The 17,606-nt window shown below is 53.2% G+C and carries 20 protein-coding genes and 1 riboswitch; of the genes, 17 read left to right on the forward strand and 3 right to left on the reverse strand.

All coding sequences use genetic code 11. The features are described from left to right. Genes pduC through pduA form a run of 3 tightly spaced genes read right to left on the reverse strand, consistent with a single transcriptional unit; the run spans nucleotide 1 to nucleotide 2,777 of the window. A complete protein-coding gene (gene pduC / locus SK38_RS02920; RefSeq protein ID WP_003030249.1) occupies nucleotides 1-1,665 on the reverse strand; it encodes a propanediol dehydratase large subunit PduC in 1,665 nt (554 codons plus the stop codon). Between the two features lie 18 nt (nucleotides 1,666-1,683). After that, nucleotides 1,684-2,496 (reverse strand): propanediol utilization microcompartment protein PduB, encoded by an 813-nt coding sequence (gene pduB / locus SK38_RS02925; protein WP_003834129.1) that lies wholly within the window; start codon nucleotides 2,494-2,496, stop codon nucleotides 1,684-1,686. After that, complete coding sequence (gene pduA, locus SK38_RS02930) at nucleotides 2,496-2,777, reverse strand: propanediol utilization microcompartment protein PduA (RefSeq protein ID WP_003030255.1); 282 nt, start codon at nucleotides 2,775-2,777, stop codon at nucleotides 2,496-2,498. Before pduA ends, pduB begins: the two co-directional genes overlap by 1 nt. Before the next feature lie 525 nt (nucleotides 2,778-3,302). Between pduA and pduF the strand changes: the two genes are divergently transcribed. The 17 genes from pduF (at nucleotide 3,303) to SK38_RS03015 (ending at nucleotide 17,598) form a co-directional block, all read left to right on the forward strand. Next, nucleotides 3,303-4,112 carry a propanediol diffusion facilitator PduF gene (gene pduF / locus SK38_RS02935; protein WP_003030258.1) on the forward strand — a complete coding sequence of 270 codons (810 nt, stop codon included), beginning with the start codon at nucleotides 3,303-3,305 and terminating at the stop codon, nucleotides 4,110-4,112. Nucleotides 4,113-4,315: 203 nt separating this feature from the next. After that, entirely contained in the window at nucleotides 4,316-5,227 is a 912-nt protein-coding gene (gene pocR / locus SK38_RS02940; protein ID WP_003834122.1) for a transcriptional regulator PocR, read from the forward strand. Nucleotides 5,228-5,559: 332 nt separating this feature from the next. Further along, nucleotides 5,560-5,734, forward strand: a riboswitch (cobalamin riboswitch). Between the two features lie 88 nt (nucleotides 5,735-5,822). After that, nucleotides 5,823-7,202: a cobyrinic acid a,c-diamide synthase CobB gene (locus SK38_RS02945; protein WP_048235100.1), complete on the forward strand. Its 1,380-nt coding sequence runs from the start codon at nucleotides 5,823-5,825 to the stop codon at nucleotides 7,200-7,202. Next, nucleotides 7,199-8,158 carry an adenosylcobinamide-phosphate synthase CbiB gene (gene cbiB / locus SK38_RS02950; RefSeq protein WP_048235101.1) on the forward strand — a complete coding sequence of 320 codons (960 nt, stop codon included), beginning with the start codon at nucleotides 7,199-7,201 and terminating at the stop codon, nucleotides 8,156-8,158. The genes SK38_RS02945 and cbiB overlap by 4 nt, the downstream gene beginning before the upstream one ends. A gap of 10 nt (nucleotides 8,159-8,168) precedes the next feature. Next, nucleotides 8,169-8,801, forward strand: a complete 633-nt coding sequence (locus SK38_RS02955) for a cobalt-precorrin-8 methylmutase (protein WP_008785140.1) — start codon at nucleotides 8,169-8,171, stop codon at nucleotides 8,799-8,801. Next, nucleotides 8,798-9,934, forward strand: a complete 1,137-nt coding sequence (cbiD, locus tag SK38_RS02960; RefSeq protein ID WP_048235104.1) for a cobalt-precorrin-5B (C(1))-methyltransferase CbiD — start codon at nucleotides 8,798-8,800, stop codon at nucleotides 9,932-9,934. Before SK38_RS02955 ends, cbiD begins: the two co-directional genes overlap by 4 nt. Further along, the gene (locus SK38_RS02965; protein ID WP_048235106.1) at nucleotides 9,928-10,533 is read left to right on the forward strand and encodes a cobalt-precorrin-7 (C(5))-methyltransferase; all 606 of its coding nucleotides are present in this window, start codon (nucleotides 9,928-9,930) and stop codon (nucleotides 10,531-10,533) included. Before cbiD ends, SK38_RS02965 begins: the two co-directional genes overlap by 7 nt. Continuing rightward, nucleotides 10,523-11,092 (forward strand): decarboxylating cobalt-precorrin-6B (C(15))-methyltransferase, encoded by a 570-nt coding sequence (locus SK38_RS02970; RefSeq protein ID WP_048235107.1) that lies wholly within the window; start codon nucleotides 10,523-10,525, stop codon nucleotides 11,090-11,092. Before SK38_RS02965 ends, SK38_RS02970 begins: the two co-directional genes overlap by 11 nt. After that, a complete protein-coding gene (locus tag SK38_RS02975) occupies nucleotides 11,085-11,858 on the forward strand; it encodes a cobalt-precorrin-4 methyltransferase (RefSeq protein WP_003030275.1) in 774 nt (257 codons plus the stop codon). Before SK38_RS02970 ends, SK38_RS02975 begins: the two co-directional genes overlap by 8 nt. Further along, on the forward strand, nucleotides 11,839-12,894 hold the full coding sequence (gene cbiG, locus SK38_RS02980) for a cobalt-precorrin 5A hydrolase (RefSeq protein ID WP_003834107.1): 1,056 nt from the start codon (nucleotides 11,839-11,841) through the stop codon (nucleotides 12,892-12,894). The genes SK38_RS02975 and cbiG overlap by 20 nt, the downstream gene beginning before the upstream one ends. After that, on the forward strand, nucleotides 12,894-13,619 hold the full coding sequence (locus SK38_RS02985) for a precorrin-3B C(17)-methyltransferase (RefSeq protein ID WP_048235108.1): 726 nt from the start codon (nucleotides 12,894-12,896) through the stop codon (nucleotides 13,617-13,619). The genes cbiG and SK38_RS02985 overlap by 1 nt, the downstream gene beginning before the upstream one ends. Next, entirely contained in the window at nucleotides 13,616-14,401 is a 786-nt protein-coding gene (locus SK38_RS02990; protein WP_008785136.1) for a cobalt-precorrin-6A reductase, read from the forward strand. Before SK38_RS02985 ends, SK38_RS02990 begins: the two co-directional genes overlap by 4 nt. A 10-nt stretch (nucleotides 14,402-14,411) precedes the next feature. Then, entirely contained in the window at nucleotides 14,412-15,206 is a 795-nt protein-coding gene (gene cbiK / locus SK38_RS02995) for a sirohydrochlorin cobaltochelatase (protein WP_048235110.1), read from the forward strand. Then, nucleotides 15,203-15,916 carry a cobalt-factor II C(20)-methyltransferase gene (locus SK38_RS03000; RefSeq protein ID WP_048216010.1) on the forward strand — a complete coding sequence of 238 codons (714 nt, stop codon included), beginning with the start codon at nucleotides 15,203-15,205 and terminating at the stop codon, nucleotides 15,914-15,916. The genes cbiK and SK38_RS03000 overlap by 4 nt, the downstream gene beginning before the upstream one ends. Next, nucleotides 15,913-16,650: a cobalt ECF transporter S component CbiM gene (cbiM, locus tag SK38_RS03005; RefSeq protein WP_003834098.1), complete on the forward strand. Its 738-nt coding sequence runs from the start codon at nucleotides 15,913-15,915 to the stop codon at nucleotides 16,648-16,650. The genes SK38_RS03000 and cbiM overlap by 4 nt, the downstream gene beginning before the upstream one ends. Before the next feature lie 2 nt (nucleotides 16,651-16,652). After that, nucleotides 16,653-16,934, forward strand: coding sequence for an energy-coupling factor ABC transporter substrate-binding protein (locus SK38_RS03010; protein WP_003030289.1), 282 nt, complete (start codon nucleotides 16,653-16,655; stop codon nucleotides 16,932-16,934). Next, the gene (locus SK38_RS03015; protein ID WP_003834087.1) at nucleotides 16,921-17,598 is read left to right on the forward strand and encodes an energy-coupling factor ABC transporter transmembrane protein; all 678 of its coding nucleotides are present in this window, start codon (nucleotides 16,921-16,923) and stop codon (nucleotides 17,596-17,598) included. The genes SK38_RS03010 and SK38_RS03015 overlap by 14 nt, the downstream gene beginning before the upstream one ends. The last annotated feature ends 8 nt before the right edge of the window (nucleotides 17,599-17,606 follow it).

Genomic DNA, 17,606 nt, shown 5'->3' on the forward strand with positions numbered 1-17,606 from the left:
TTAGCCAAGCTCGTTGGGATCAAGTGCGCCAGGGATGTTTTTGATCTCTTCCCAGCGTTCGCCTTGCAGGCGATAACCTGTTGCCGGACCGGCATAGTCGTTAACATCATTGACGGCGGATAGCACCTGTCCGTCGCCAACGATAATGGCGGAGGTATGCAGGTAATCCCCGGTTAACTTGGCTTTCTGGATGTTGAGCATGTCCTGAGCGACATCGGTAAATCCGCCCTGAGCAAGGGCTTTCACCACTTCCAGACCGTTACGGTTTTTATTGATGATCTCTTGTGCAAACTTGATGTCTTCAACGATGTTACGTTCCGGCATATCTTTCGAACCGTGGGCGTAGGTCGCAGCTTCCACTTCTTCATCAGTGATTGGTGGTAATCCCATCCCGGCAAAGACGGCCTGCAGCGCACGTGCCGCTTTGTTACGAATGGCGATAACGTCTTCTTCGCGAACCGGGCGCAGACCGCCGTCTACTTTCAGGTCGCGCTGAAGAACGTTGTAGTCGTCAAAATCTTCAGCATCCTCGTTCGAACCCGCAAACATGTTGTCGTAGTTCGGCACCGCGGAATAACCAGAAGAAATGAAGTCAGTACCCGGCAGGAACTGCATCAGCAGACGAGCAGTACGACGCATATCCGAGTGGGTAAAGGTTTGGTCGTTGCTGGAGGCGCATTCCAGATCCAGAGAGGAACAAATCAGGTTTTCAGCCAACACTGCACGAATGCCTGACGGCACGGCGGAAGGGACACCGATGCAGCTTACTGAACCGTTTTGCAGGCCCTGTACGCCCGCAGCTTTGGTGATGTAAATGCAGCGGGCTTCCAGATAAAGCATCGATTTGCCTTCGGCGTAACCCATCTGAACTTCTGAGCCAGAGCCGGAGGTAAAGCGCATTTTCAGACCACGGGAAGCATAGGACGATGCGAGGAAGCCTTTCGACCATGGCGTGTCATCGCCGTCGGTAAAGACGGGTTCAGTACCATAGACGGAGATGGTTTCCGCGTAGCAGGTGTGGCCTAGCATGCCGAGTTTAAGTTCGGTAGCTTCCTCCAGCGAGCACTGGGTTAATACGCCTGGGCGTCCAACCTGTGAGCCGACTAACAGCGCAATGGCGTTAAATGGCGCATAACGCGCAACGGCAACGGTTGTTTCCTGTTCGTCAAACCCGCGCCATGCGCCTTCAGCGGCATCAGCGGCAATCTGCACCGGGTTATCTTTGACGTTTGTGACGTGCGCTTGTTGAGAGGGTGTACGACGAGCGCGCATTTTCTGCATCGCCATCATCATCTCAACGACGTTCATATGGGACACCACTTCGACAATTTTTGCCGGCGTCATTGCGGTGGTCAGCGGCACTATGTCTTTGCGCTTTACGTTAGGGTCGCAAAGCATATTGGCCAGTTTGACCGAGTCCATCGCCATGACCTCTTCAGCGCGCGCCAGGTTAATGCCATAGCGGGCAATGAAATGGTCGATTAAGTCAAATTCACTGGCGGATTTACCGTCCAGTTCAGTGACTGTACCGTTGACGATTTTAATCGACGGTTTGGGGTCGTTCGGGCTTTCCATCGCAATGAAGCCTTCTTCGATCCACTCCTTAACGAAACCATCCTGATTCACAGGGCGCTTCGCCAGTGCTTCAAATCTTTTCGATCTCATGAATCAGCCTCACTGATATCAGATGTAGGACGGACGATCGTTTTTCGGCTCTGAGCCGAGGGTCCCGAGTACGGTTTTACCGATTTCACGGGCGGAGATAACGGCCTGACGAACAGCGCCAGAGTCACCCGAAATAACCAGAATGGCTTCGTTACTGAAGCTGGTGCCATGGGCAGGGGAGCTGTAGGCCACAACTTCCACGTTGGCTGATTTCAGGGCCGTATCGGCCATCAGGACACCAACGGATGCTGGCGCGCCGACGATAACGCCACAGGCACGGCCAATCGGTGCGCCAAAGGCTTTTTCCAGCGCGTAGCTGGCGCGTGCGGTGTACTGCATTTCGATGTGACCGGCTTCGTTGGCATAAACATCGCCAAAGGTGCGATCCAGTTCTTTCAGTGCGACTTCAATGCCGCGTTTCACGTCGGAAACATCGTTGCCACCAAGAATAATCAGCGAGCCATGACCTGCGCCGCCTTTGGTATCACGTGGTAACTCAATACTGACGACTTCAGTATTGGTGGCTTTTACCGCTTCATCGGCGGCCATGATGTGCGGGCCTGCGCCAGTACGGGCGCCAAGGATGCCAATGGAGCGATACCGTTTTTCAAGTTTCATCGCGTCCAGTAGGGCGCTGTCTACGTTGGCGATTACCAGACCGACGGTGTCGCCAATCGCGGTACCGACAAACTCCGTTAAACTGCAGCTTTTCTCTGCCATAGCCGTTTCTCGTGTTGGAGGATTATTTTCAGGGATAGCCTGCTGTTCCGGCGTTGCCACGCGAGCAATCACCTGCGCCATGATCTGTTCAACCAGCTCATTGCTGCTCATTAGCTAATTCCCTTCGGTAAGATTTTTTCTACATCGGTATGCGGGCGTGGGATGACGTGTACGGCTTTCACTTCTCCCACATTACGGGCTGCGGCGGCACCTGCATCTGTTGCTGCTTTGACTGCGCCGACATCGCCACGGACAATGACTGTTACCAGTCCCGAACCAATTTTTTCGTAGCCGACCAGCATTACATTGGCTGACTTCACCATTGCATCTGCGGCCTCTATGGCTGCAGTTAAGCCTTTGGTTTCTACCATTCCTAACGCTTCTTGTTGCATAAAGACCTCGCCTGGGTTGTCCCGATTTTCATGACTATAAAAAGAAGCGAGGAAAAAGAATGGCTGAGTTGAAAGTAAGAGTGAAAAAATAGTGGGGTTATGGTGAGATAAAATTGCTATATGTCATCATAACAATTTGTTTTTGTTGGTTATTTTTAGTTTAAGTAATGTGACTATTTGGTTATGTTAATTCCATATTTACACTTTTCCGAGTGACAGTTTAAATATCATTTGCTATGCGAGAAAAATGAAATTGTGATGATCGTTTGAAAATGGAATTCTGCTGTTCGCAATATTTTATTATTTTGAAAATGTGCTTTTAATAGGGTAAATCCTCGTTTTACCGCCTGCTTTAATAAAGGTGATAGCAAGAATTTGCTATCACAACACGATTTTTAAGGGCATGTCGCTTGCAGATTGCCAACAATTTGCCGATACAGATTTTTATAGTAAGCCTTGAAGTAATCTTCCTGCCAGCAAGGAGTCCGCTGGTAAAGACACGAACTCTGCTTAGAAGGTGTCACAATGAACGATTCACTAAGAGCGCAATGTATTGCTGAGTTTTTGGGTACCGGACTATTTTTGTTTTTTGGTATTGGGTGCCTGAGCGCCCTGAAGGTCGCGGGTGCCAGTTTGGGATTGTGGGAGATCTGCATCATATGGGGTTTGGGGATCTCGCTTGCAGTTTACCTGACAGCCGGGATTTCTGGGGCCCATCTCAATCCCGCTATTACCATCGCACTTTGGTTGTTTGCCTGTTTTCCGGGTCGTAAGGTACTACCTTATTCTGTCGCTCAGATCGCGGGGGCCTTTGGTGGCGCTATGCTGGCCTATTTGTTGTACGGCAGCTTATTTATTGAGTATGAATCAGCCCACCAAATGGTACGCGGCAGTCTGGAAAGCCTGCAACTTGCCAGCATTTTTAGTACGTATCCTGCCGCCGCACTGAGTGTCTGGCAGGCCGCACTGGTTGAAGTGGTGATTACTTCCATTCTGATGGGGATGATTATGGCGCTAACGGACGACGGTAACGGTGTTCCCAAAGGCCCGTTAGCACCACTGCTGATTGGTATTCTGGTTGCTGTTATCGGCGCATCAACCGGTCCACTTACCGGCTTTGCGATGAACCCGGCACGTGATTTTGGTCCTAAATTGTTTGCCTGGATGGCCGGGTGGGGTGATGTTGCGATGACCGGGGGGCGCGATATCCCTTATTTCATCGTGCCGATTGTGGCACCCATCATCGGCGCCTGTGCGGGCGCAGCAATTTATCGTTATTTTATTGGCAAAAATTTACCGTGTAATTCGTGTAAGTTGGAGGAAAACGAGAGCTAGCTTCACGAAAGATGTTTATTATTGAAAGGTAAAAACTGTTTTCGTGATCCGGTTTCCTGAACGGCTTAAAAAGTCTCCCAACAATGGGAGACTTTTGTTATGTTCAATGCTGACTTTCATCAGAGCGCTGGATCGCGAGATGAAAATGAATGTGTGAATAATATGTTTTATTTATAACAATAAATTAACTGAGAGGTTTTATCATGATTTCTGCGAGTGCCCTGAACTCAGAACTCATTAATAAAATCGCACAGGATTTTGCACAGGCCACCAGTCTGGCTGTTGTGGTTGTCAATATTCACGGTGATGAAATTTCTGAGCTTTTTAATTTCACTCCTTTTTGCCAGTTGATGCGCCAGCATCCTCAGCATAGTACGCGTTGTCGTATGAGCGACCGCTGTGGAGGGTTGGAAGCCTCTAAATCCGATCAACCCTGCATTTATCGCTGCCATGCCGGGCTTACCGATTTCTCAATTCCGCTGGTCATCGCGGGACACCTGGTAGGGTTCGTGCTTTGTGGACAAGTACGCTTAAGTAACGATGTAGGCCTCGTTGATATTCTGAACGTCGATGACCGCTGGCAAGCCGATCCAGAGCTGGTAAACGAGTTCCGTAATGTACCTGAAATGGACTATTCTCGCGTCATTGCTTCAGCGGATTTACTCAAGCTCATCGTCGAAAATTGCCTTAAGAAACAACTTAATTTTGTTGTTATCAAAGATAACCCGCAGCAGTCAGAGCCGGTACGCGCTAACCGTAGTACCAACCCTCATGACAGTAAAATGAAAAAAGCCCTGCGCTATATTGATGCACATTTATCAGACGATCTACGTCTGGAAGATGTTGCCTCTCATGTTTTCCTTAGCCCGTACTATTTCAGCAAATTGTTCAAAAAATATCAGGGTATTGGTTTTAACGCATGGGTAAACCAGCAAAGAATGGCCAGTGCCAAAGAGCTGCTTTGTCACAGTGACTGGAGTATAGCCAGCATTGCGCGTAATTTAGGCTTTTCGCAAACAAGTTATTTTTGCAAAGTTTTCCGCCAGACCTATCAGGTTACGCCGCAGGCATTTCGTCAGCAAATAAATGTCATTTCACGCGGTGAATCCGCTTAAATAGCAATATTTTGCTATTGCCAATTTTTGATATCGGGCGCTATGTTAGTCATTATAAAATGAAATGTGACAACAGCAGTCAATAAATTGTCATAGCGCAACAAAATAATGGTATTAGAGGGATAAACTGCACCAGTTTTTATTTTTGTGATGAGATACAGTGTCTGTGTGAATGACTTTCTTTATTCTTAGCTGATACTTTCATTCAAAAAGTGAACGTGTGAATAAGTGGGTTAAGGCCAGAAAATTGGCTGAATGAACTCGGAAAGATATTAAATTGAATTATTGTCATGAGGTCGTGAATTTACCTCATAACAGAGAGCTTAATTAACCAGGCTCTTGAACTGACAGGTTTGCCACATTTGTGGTAGGGAAGGGGGTGAGAATCCCCCGCAGCCCCCGCTGCTGTGATGCTGACGACCCCGTATGGACCACTGATCGCAAGATTGGGAAGGACGGGTGAGGATGACGCTAAGCCAGAAGACCTGCCTGTCAGTGACTACCAACAACTTCGGTGGGAAGTGGGTGGTTCAGATGCATACAGTCGAGAGACTGGGTATCTCTACACCCCTACCACCCTGAACAGGATCAGGGTATGGCGGCCAATTTTCACGCATTTGTTCTTGCAGGTACCGGAAGCGGCTGTGGTAAAACCACGGTGACGCTGGGCTTGTTGAGCTTGTTGAAAAAACGCGGTTTGCGCGTCCAGCCTTGCAAAGTGGGTCCTGATTACCTTGATACCGGCTGGCATACAGCGGTATGCGGTACCGCTTCCCGCAATCTTGATAGCTTCATGCTTCCCGTCCCCACGCTGAACGCTCTATTCAACGAGCAGATGCAACATGCGGATATCGCCGTTATTGAAGGTGTGATGGGGCTGTATGACGGCTATGGTACCGATCCAAACTACTGCAGCACCGCCGCGATGGCTAAACAGTTAGGCTGTTCGGTCATCTTACTGGTTGATGGCAAAGCCGTTTCCACTTCAATCGCCGCAACGGTAATGGGTTTTCAGCATTTTGATCCCACCCTGAACATCGCCGGGGTTATTGTTAATCGGGTTAACAGCGAAACGCATTACCAGTTACTGAAAGTCGCAATCGAACGATACTGCGATGTACCCGTCTTGGGCTACGTACCCCGTATGGAGGGTGTTGCCCTTCCCGAACGTCATCTGGGTTTAGTAACCGCACGTGAGTCGGTTATCAATCAGCAACCGTGGCAGGCTTTTGCCGCGACTCTGGAGCATACCCTTGATATCGACGCGCTGCTGACATTAAGCCAGTCAACCAATCTTCCTGCTGGCGAATGGCCCGCGCTTCCTGCCGCAGACGCCGGAGCAGGGCTAACGCTTGCAATTGCCGATGATGAAGCCTTCAACTTCTACTATCCGGATAACATTACGCTGCTGGAACGTACTGGACTAAATATTGTTCGTTTTAGCCCGTTGCACGACACCTGTTTACCGGACTGTCAGATGATCTGGTTAGGTGGCGGATATCCAGAGCTACACGCTGCGGCGCTGGCTCGCAATGTCTCGATGCTGAATCAACTGCGAGAGGCACATCAACGTGGCGTCGCGATTTATGCAGAGTGCGGCGGGCTGATGTATCTCGGCAGTTCGCTTGAGGACAGCAACGGCGATACCTGGCTGATGGCGGATATCATTCCCGGCCACAGCAAAATGGGGAAACGTCTGACCCGATTTGGCTACTGCGAAGCGCAGGCCGCGCAGCAAACATTGTTAGCTGCAGAAGGCGAAGTGCTGCGCGGACATGAATTCCACTACTCCGATTTTACTCCTGAAACGCCAGCAGTAATGAACTGTCGCAAAGTGCGCGATGGTAAAACGCTGCAAGCCTGGTCCGGCGGCTGGCAGGTCGGAAACACCTTCGCCAGCTATCTACACGTTCATTTTGCTCAACGTCCGCAGATGCTTAACCATTGGCTGGCAGCTGCGAGGAGTGCGCTATGACGATCCTTGCATGGTGTATTGCCTGGCTGCTTGATTTTATCATCGGCGATCCGCAGAACTGGCCACATCCGGTGCGCTGGATTGGCAATCTGATTTCTGCCGTGCAGCGAGTTATTCGGCGTTATTGCCATAGCGACCGTGCGCTGCGCATCGGCGGCGCGGTGATGTGGATTGTGGTGGTTGGTCTGACCTGGGCTGTGTCCTGGGGCGTGCTGGCACTGGCAGAATCTATTCATCCCTGGTTGGGGTGGGTGGTAGAGATATGGATGATCTTTACCGTGCTGGCCGGACGCTGCCTGGCAAAGGCCGCGCAGGATGTCGAACGTCCTCTACGGGCCGGTGACCTTGCTCAGAGTCGGGAGAAATTGTCATGGATTGTGGGGCGTGATACCTCACAGCTGCAACCGCAGCAGATCAATCGCGCGGTGGTGGAAACCGTGGCTGAAAACACCGTAGACGGCATTATCGCGCCGTTGTTCTTTCTCCTCCTCGGCGGTGCGCCCTTGGCGATGGCCTACAAAGCGGTAAACACCCTTGACTCCATGGTGGGCTACAAACATGAAAAATACCGCGCTATTGGTATGGTCAGCGCGCGTCTGGACGATGTCGCGAACTTTATTCCTGCAAGACTGAGCTGGCTGTTGCTGGGCGTGGCGGCATTTTTATGTCGTAAAGACGGCTCGCGAGCTTTACAGATTGGCTGGCGCGATCGCTACAACCATAGCAGCCCAAACTGTGCGTGGTCAGAGGCATCCGTAGCCGGGGCATTAGGCATTCGTCTGGGTGGTCCTAATGACTATTTTGGCGAGCGCGTTGAGAAACCGTGGATCGGTGATGCTCAACGCGACATTTCGGTAGACGACATTTCCCATACGATTCGACTGATGTGGGTGGCATCGACGCTGGCACTGGCGCTGTTTATTGCGCTGCGGTGGCTGTGGGTCGGTGTAGCCTGAGGACAACATAATGCAATACATCCAGCAACCCCAAGCGATTGAAGCCAAAAGTTTCGACATTATTGGCGAGATCATCCGTGAAACCCGTCCGGACTATCAGTTTGCCAGTCCGTTACATGAAGCCATTATCAAGCGGGTTATTCACACGACGGCAGATTTCGACTGGCTGGACATTCTGTGGTTTTCCAGTGATGTGCTGGAGCAGTTTTGTGCGGCGCTTAGCCGTTCGAGCGTGATTTACACCGATACCACGATGGCGCTTTCCGGGATCAATAAAACGCTGCTGGCAAAATTCGGCGGTGAATGCCGCTGCTACATCAGCGACCCGCGGGTTGTGCGTACGGCAAAAGAGCAGGGTATTACCCGGTCCATGGCGGCAGTCGACATTGCGGTGAAGGAAGAGGGGGAAAAGCTGTTTGTCTTTGGCAACGCGCCGACTGCGCTGTTCCGCCTGCTTGAGCATGATGTTGCCGTCAGCGGTGTGGTGGGTGTACCGGTCGGGTTCGTTGGTGCTGAAGAGTCGAAAGATGCCCTGACCCAAAGCAATTTGCCCGCCATTGCAGCGTTAGGCCGCAAAGGGGGAAGCAATGTCGCCGCCGCTATCGTCAACGCCATGCTTTATCACATGCAGGGGGCGCGATGAGCGAGGCCTTCGATACGCCGGTGTGGCACAACGGTAAAGCGCTGCGTAAAGGATATACCACGGGATCGTGCGCCACAGCGGCGGCAAAAGTTGCCGCGTTGATGGTATTGCGCCAACACCTCATCCATCAGGTTTCCATCGTGACGCCTTCCGGGGTGACGCTGTGCCTGAACGTGGAGTCACCGCATATCGAAGGGCAGCAGGCAATAGCGGCCATCCGCAAAGACGGTGGAGATGATGTGGACGCCACCCACGGCATGCTGATTTTTGCTCGCGTGACGTTAGACGATAGTGGCGTGATTGCCTTACAGGGCGGTGAAGGGGTCGGTACGGTAACCCGCAAAGGGATTGGCCTGCCGGTGGGCAGTTCGGCGATTAACCGTACACCTCGCCAGACCATTGAATCAGCCGTCCGCGAAGCGATTGGCCCAAATCGTGGGGCGCAGATTGAAATCTTCGCGCCAGAAGGCGAAGAACGGGCGCAAAAAACCTACAACTCTCGCCTTGGCATTCTTGGCGGCATTTCGATTATCGGCACCACGGGTATTGTCACGCCGATGTCAGAAGAGAGCTGGAAGCGTTCACTGTCGCTTGAGCTGGAAATTAAGCGGGCGGCAGGGCTGGAGCGTGTTGTACTGGTGCCGGGAAACCACGGCGAGCGTTTTGTGCGCGAGCAGATGGGTATCGACACCCAGGTTGTGGTCACCATGAGCAACTTTGTCGGTTACATGATTGAAGAAGCCGTACGTCTGGGGTTCCGGCAAATCGTGCTGGTGGGACATCCAGGCAAGCTCGTCAAAATCGCGGCGGGGATTTTCCATACCCATAGCCATATTGCCGATGCCCGCATGGAAACGCTGGTGGCTCACCTCGCGCTACTTGGCGCACCGCTGGAACTGCTGACGTTGGTCAGCGAGTGCGATACCACCGAAGCGGCGATGGAACATATCGAGGCGTACGGCTTCCAGCACATTTATGACCATCTGGCTCAGCGCATTTGTATGCGTGTCCTGCAAACGCTGCGCTTTACCAAAAATCCCCCGACCTGCGATGCCATCATGTTTTCTTTTGATAATCAGGTTCTTGGAAGTAATCGTCCGGTCTCAGAGATTGCTGAGGAGATGCAATGTTAACCGTTGTAGGGATGGGCCCCGCCGGTTTGCATTTGATGACGCCTGCGGCACGAGAAGCGGTCGCGACGGCGGATGTTCTGGTCGGTGGAAAGCGGCATTTGCAGCAATTCCCGGATTTTGCCGGTGAACAGTTTGCTCTTGGCTCCAATATCCCGGAACTCCTGAGCTGGATTAGCGCGCACCAGGAGAAGCATGTTGTGGTACTGGCGTCTGGCGATCCCCTGTTTTACGGCATCGGGACGCGCATGGTGGCGCATTTTGGTATTGAGAATGTGCGGATTATTCCCGGCATTAGTGCGGTGCAGTACCTGTGCGCGCAGTCCGGTATTGATATGAACGATATGTGGCTGACCAGTAGCCATGGCCGCAGCGTCTGTTTTGATGAGCTGGCGCGACATAACAAGGTGGCGATGGTGACTGATGCGCTGTGTGGCCCGCGTGAAATCGCGCAGCAGCTCATTGCCCGAGGCAAGGGGCATCGCTGGATGGTGATTGGCGAAAACCTGGCGATGGAAAACGAACAGATCCATTTCCTGCCTGTGCGTGAAGTTAACGCTGACTATGACATGAATGCAGTGGTGATCCTTGATGAAAGATGAGCTGTTTCTGCGTGGAGAGAAAGTGCCGATGACCAAAGAAGCGGTACGCGCACTTGCCCTCTCAAAACTTGAATTACACCGCGCCAGTCACCTGATTGATATTGGTGCCGGAACCGGCAGCGTGTCGATAGAAGCCGCGTTGCAATATCCCGGATTACGTGTAACGGCCATCGAACGTAACCCGGCGGCGCTCAGATTGCTGGATGAAAACCGCCAGCATTTTGCCTGCGCAAATATCGATATTTTTCCCGGCGTTGCTCCCATGACCATCGCTGAAAAAGCCGATGCCATTTTTATGGGCGGTAGCGGCGGCCATCTGACCGAACTGATTGACTGGTCGATGCGCCAATTGCATCCCGCAGGGCGTTTGGTGATGACGTTTATCCTCCAGGAAAACCTCAACACCGCGCTGGCACATCTGGATCATCTTGGCGTACAGGGAGTGGATTGCCTGCAGCTACAGGTTTCCTCGCTTACCTCGCTTGGCAATGGTCACTATTTTAAACCGAATAACCCCGTATTTGTTATCGCCTGTCAGAAGGAAGGAAACCATGTCTGAGATTTTTGATCCCCGTAGCGTGTGGTTTGTTGGCGCAGGTCCTGGCGATCGCGAGCTGATTACCCTCAAAGGTTACCGGTTGCTGCAGCAGGCGCAGGTTGTTATCTACGCCGGATCGCTGATTAACACTGAATTGCTGGAGTATTGCCCTGCCGGTGCTGAATGTCACGACAGTGCCGAACTGCATCTGGAGCAGATCCTTGATCTGATGGAGGCCGGAGTGAAAGCGGGCAAGACCGTTGTGCGCCTGCAAACCGGTGATGTCTCGTTGTACGGTTCCGTACGCGAGCAGGGTGAGGAGCTGACCAAACGCGGGATTGACTGGCAGGTGGTCCCCGGCGTCAGCGCGTTCCTCGGCGCGGCGGCGGAGCTGGGCGTGGAGTACACCGTACCTGAAGTTTCACAGAGCCTGATCATTACGCGCCTGGAAGGCCGCACCCCGGTACCAGAGCGTGAACAGCTGGAGTCTTTTGCCAGCCATCAGACATCAATGGCGATTTATCTTTCCGTCCAGCGTATTCATCGGGTGGCCGAGCGTCTTATTGAAGGCGGCTATCCGGCGACCACGCCCGTGGCGGTGATCTATAAAGCAACTTGGCCGGAAAGCCAGACCGTGCGCGGGACCCTGGCGGATATTGGCGACAAGGTTCGCGATGCGGGGATCCGTAAAACGGCCCTTATTCTGGTCGGTAATTTCCTGGGCTCGGAGTATCACTACTCCAAACTCTATGCGGCGGACTTTAGCCATGAATACCGTAAAGCCTGAGTCAATTGCGCTTTTTTGCCTGACTCCTGGCGGCGTTGTGCTGGCGAAACGTCTGGCAGCTATGCTGCCGGTTACCTGTTTTACCAGTGAAAAGCTGCTGGAGGAGGGGTTTATTCCCTTTGAAAACGGCTTTGCGAATACCGCCCGCGAAGCGTTTACGAATTATTCGGCGCTGATTTTTATCGGTGCGACCGGCATTGCGGTGCGCGTACTGGCCCCGCTGGTCAACGACAAATTCTGCGATCCGGCGGTGGTGGTCATTGATGAACGTGCCCAGCATGTCATCAGCCTGCTCTCCGGTCACGCGGGCGGTGCCAATGCGTTGGCGCGTTATCTGGCGGGCATGCTGGGCGCTGACCCGGTTATCACTACCGCGACGGATGTGAACGATATGGCGGCACTGGATACGCTGGCATTTCAACTGAATGCCCGGATGAGTGATTTCCGTTCGGCGGTGAAGATCGTTAATCAGATGCTGGTCAGCAACAAACGGGTTGGCCTGTGGTGGGATGACGAACTGACCCAGGATGTCAGCCATTGTGATCGCCGTGGTTTTATCACGGTAACCGATCTCAATCAGCTTCCCGAACTGGATGCGTTGGTGTGCATCACCTTACGCACCAATTTACCTGACCTGCCTGTTCCGCACTGGAAGTTGGTGCCACAGCGGGTTGTGGCCGGAATTGGCTGTCGCCGTGATACGCCGTTCCCTCTGCTGGCTGCGCTGCTTGCCCGGCAACTTGAAGCTCAACAGCTCGATCCGTTGGCACTAAAAGCGATTGGCAGCATCACGCTGAAAAAGGATGAACAGGGACTTATCCAACTGGCTTCGTGCTGCCGCGTTCCTTTCGAAACCTTTACTGCTGACGCGCTGCGTGAGCATGAGCACCGTTTTCCAGCCTCATCGTTTGTTCGCAAAACGGTGGGTACAGGAAGCGTTTCCGGTCCTGCAGCCTGGCTGTTGAGCCACGGAAAACTGTTGGGCGAGACCCTGCGAGAACAGGGCGTCACTATCACTTTGGGAGTTTCACACTGATGTTAAGCGTAATTGGAATTGGCCCTGGCTCGCAGGCAATGATGACCATGGAAGCCGTTGAAGCACTGCAGGCAGCGGAAATCATCGTTGGCTATAAAACCTACACCCATCTGGTAAAAGCGTTCACGGGTGACAAGCAGGTGATCAAAACCGGAATGTGCAAAGAGATTGAACGCTGCCAGGCGGCGATCGAACTGGCACTGGCGGGTCACAACGTGGCGCTGATCAGTAGCGGTGACGCGGGGATTTACGGTATGGCCGGGCTGGTGCTCGAACTGGTCAGCAAGCAAAAGCTGGATGTTGAGGTCAGGCTCATCCCTGGCATGACCGCCAGCATTGCCGCGGCCTCTTTGCTGGGCGCGCCGCTGATGCACGACTTCTGCCACATCAGCTTAAGCGATCTGTTAACGCCATGGCCGGTTATCGAAAAACGCATCGTTGCCGCCGGTGAGGCAGACTTTGTTATCTGTTTCTACAACCCGCGCAGTCGGGGTCGCGAAGGTCATCTGGCGCGCGCATTTGAACTGCTTTCCGCCAGCAAAAGCGCACAAACGCCGGTGGGTATTGTGAAGTCTGCCGGACGTAAAAAGCAGGAAAAATGGTTAACCACGCTCGGTGAAATGGATTTCGAACCGGTTGATATGACCAGCCTTGTGATCGTGGGTAACAAAACAACCTATGTTCAGGACGGCCTGATGATCACGCCACGAGGTTATGTGCTGTGAATTACGGTGATGTGCTGGTCATGGGCGGTACGAGCGATGCGCGCATGCTGTGCCAGCAACTGGATGCGGCAAACGTGGCCTACACCCTGTCAGTTGCAACCCCAACAGGGAAACAACTGGCGGGAGACATCAAAGGCCAGGTGCGCTGCGGGCGTCTGGAGCGCGAACAAATGATTGCCTGGCTACAGGAAAATCGGACGCGCTGGGTGATCGATGCCTCGCATCCGTACGCCGAGGTGGTGAGCCGCAACATCATGAGCGCCTGCGAAGCGGCGGGCGTACTGCTGAGCCGCTACCAGCGCCCTGAGCAGTTGAGTGGTTTAACTCACCCGCACCTGTATACCGTACAAAGCATTCAGCAAGCCTGTGAGTTGGCGCGACGCTTCGGCGATCGTGTGCTGCTGACGACCGGCAGTAAAGATCTGGCTATCTGGCGCGAAGGGTTGCCTGAAAAAACGCTGCTGGCGCGCGTTCTGCCTGTTCCTGAGGTCATTCAGCAATGCGCGGATCTGGGATTTGGCGTCGGTGAAATCTTCGCACTGTGCGGACCGTTTAGCGCCGAGTTCAACGCTGCGTTTTATCGCCAGTGCCAGGCTGATGTGGTGATCACCAAAGCATCTGGCGCTGAAGGTGGTTATCAGGAAAAGGTTCAACCCTGTCTGGATGCCGGAATCCCCTGCATCGTGATTACACGTCCGGCACCGTTGGTGACGGGAGAAGAGTTACTGGAAAGTCAGGCCGCCTTTGGGGCGCGTTTAACGCGCTGGCTGGCCACTGCTTAAGGAGTTTGAGATGAAAAAGGCGCTTCTGGTGGTCAGCTTTGGCACCAGCTATCACGACACCTGCGAGAAAAATATCGTGGCCTGTGAGCGCGATCTTGCAGCTAGCTGCCCTGACCGCGACCTGTTCCGGGCGTTTACCTCCGGGATGATAATCCGCAAGCTCAAGCAGCGCGACGGCATTGAAATCGACACGCCGCTGCAGGCGCTGCAAAAACTGGCGGAGCAGGGGTATCAGGATGTGGCTATTCAGTCGCTGCACATTATTAATGGTGACGAATACGAAAAAATTGTCCGCGAAGTGCAAAGTATGCGTCCGCTGTTTTCACGCCTGACGCTCGGCGTACCGCTGCTGAGCAGCCATGAAGATTACGCACAGTTGATGCTGGCGCTGCAACAGCAGATGCCGGCGCTTGGCGAAAGTGAAAAAGTGGTCTTTATGGGACACGGTGCCAGCCACCATGCTTTTGCCGCCTATGCCTGTCTCGACCACATGATGACGGCGCAGCGCTTTCCGGCGCGGGTAGGCGCAGTGGAAAGCTATCCAGAAGTGGATATTATTATTGAGGGCTTGATCAAGGAAGGGGTGACGGCGGTGCATCTGATGCCGCTGATGTTAGTCGCTGGCGACCATGCCATCAACGATATGGCCTCCGACGAAGATGATTCCTGGAAAACGTTGTTCAATGCAGCAGGGATACCGGCTACGCCGTGGCTTAGTGGTCTGGGTGAGAACCCAGCGGTTCGCGCCATGTTCGTGGCACATTTACAGCAGGCGCTTAATGTGGCGATGGAGGAAGCAGCATGAGCGGAAAACTGTATGCACTGAGCACCGGGCCAGGTGCTTCCGACTTGATTACCGTGCGTGCCGCACGCACGCTGGGCGAGCTGGATATTCTCTATGCGCCTGCCGGGCGTAAAGGCGGCGACAGTCTGGCATTGTCGATTGTACGTGAGTATATCGGTGAACAGACCGAAGTCCGCTGCTGCCATTTTCCTATGAGTGCCGATAGCGCTGAAAAAGAGGCCGTCTGGGATGAAGTTGCTGCCGCGCTGGTTCAGGAAGTCGAGGCCGGTAAGCAGGTGGGGTTTATCACTCTCGGCGATGCGATGCTGTTCAGCACCTGGGTCTTTTTACTTCAGCGTATTGGTTGTCCTGACTGGCTGGAAATCGTTCCTGGCGTCACGTCTTTCGCCGCGATTGCCGCGCGTTCCAAAACGCCGCTCGCTATGGAACAGCAGTCACTGGCGGTGGTCTCCTGTACCGCACCGGAAGCGGAAATCCAGCAAGCGTTAAAACAGCATGACAGTCTGGTGTTGATGAAAGTGTACGGTCGTTTTGCGCGTATTAAAGCGCTGCTACAACAAGAGGGTTTGTTGGACTGTGCATTAATGATGTCTGAAGCCACGCTGCCAGGTGAACAGTGCTGGCGTCATCTCGATGAGGTGAGCGACGATCAGCCGCTGCCTTACTTCTCGACCATTCTGGTCAATAAACAGTGGGAGTATGCACAATGAAGCTTGAACAACAGCTAAAACAGCTGTCTTTCAGCGGGTTGGCTGCGGCGCTATTACTGATGATTGTTCCTGAACAAGCGTTCGCCATGCACATTATGGAAGGTTTCTTGCCGCCGATGTGGGCGCTGGCCTGGTGGCTGCTGTTTTTACCCTGCCTGTGGTACGGACTGGTACGTCTGCGCCAAATCGTGCAGGAGGATAACCACCAGAAGGTTTTGCTGGCCCTGTGTGGCGCCTTTATTTTTGTGCTGTCGGCGCTGAAAATTCCTTCCGTTACTGGAAGCTGCTCACATCCTACCGGTGTAGGCCTGGCGGTTATCCTGTTTGGACCGGGCGTGGTAGCCATCCTTGGGGCGATTGTCCTGCTGTTCCAGGCTCTGCTGCTGGCACACGGTGGTTTGACAACGCTCGGCGCGAACGGCATGTCGATGGCGGTAATTGGCCCGGTAGTGGGTTACATGGTGTGGAAAATGGCCTGCCGCGCAGGGCTGCGTCGTGATGTCTGCGTCTTCCTGTGTGCGATGCTGGCGGATCTCGTCACCTATTTTGTGACTTCTGTACAGCTGGGCGTTGCGTTCCCGGATCCCTCTGCTGGTGCTACCGGCTCAATCATTAAGTTCATGGGGATTTTCTGCCTGACGCAGATCCCAATTGCGATTGCGGAAGGGTTACTTACCGTGCTGATTTACGATCAGCTAACCAAACGCCAGTTGATAACCGCACAAGGGCATTAACGATGAAAAAGACGCTGATTATATTGGGCATGGTAGTGGCGCTGGTGATCCTGCCGTTCTTTATCAACCACGGTGGGGAGTACGGCGGTTCAGATGGTGAGGCGGAAAGCCAGATTCAGGCTATTGCCCCGCATTATGAGCCCTGGTTCCAGCCGTTGTATGAACCCGCAAGCGGTGAAATTGAAAGTCTGCTGTTTACGCTCCAGGGATCGCTTGGCGCAGCCGTGATTTTCTATATCCTGGGTTACACCAAGGGCAGGCAACGCCGTGATGACCGGGCTTGACAGGCTTAGCTATCAAAGCCGTTGGGTTCATGTCTCGCCGGTGCGGAAATTTCTGCTCTGGCTGGTGATGATGATTCTGGCGTTTACTCTGCCCCCATTGGGGCAGGGTATTGAGCTTTTACTTATTGCCGCGCTGAGCTGCTGGCTGCTGCGTATTTCCTTCTGGCGCTGGTGCCGTTGGATGGCATTGCCATTTGGTTTTCTCACGGTTGGCGTGGTGACCATTTTGTTTAGCATCAGCCGCGATCCACAGACGCTGTTGGCCAGCATACCTGTGGGAAGTTACTGGTTGGGGATCAGCGCACCAGGCCTGGTAACCGCCAATGAAACCTTCTGGCGCAGCCTTGCCGCGTTGGCGGCAACCTTCTGGCTGGTACTGAATCTGCCGTTTCCGCAATTAATTATCTTACTCAAACGCGCGCACGTTCCTCGCCTGCTAACTGAGCAGATCCTGCTGACCTGGCGGTTTATTTTTATCCTGTTAGACGAGGCGCTGGCTATTCATCGCGCACAAACGCTGCGTTTTGGTTATCGTAGCTTGCCGTTGGGCTACCGCTCTCTGGCAATGCTGGTGGGATTGCTGTTTACCCGTGTGTTGATCCGCTACCAGCAAATGACCACCACACTGGATATCAAACTGTATCAGGGTGATTTTCACCTGTAAGGAAAAGT

Source organism: Citrobacter sp. MGH110 (genome assembly GCF_001037515.1).
GTDB classification, from domain to species: Bacteria; Pseudomonadota; Gammaproteobacteria; order Enterobacterales; family Enterobacteriaceae; genus Citrobacter; species Citrobacter portucalensis.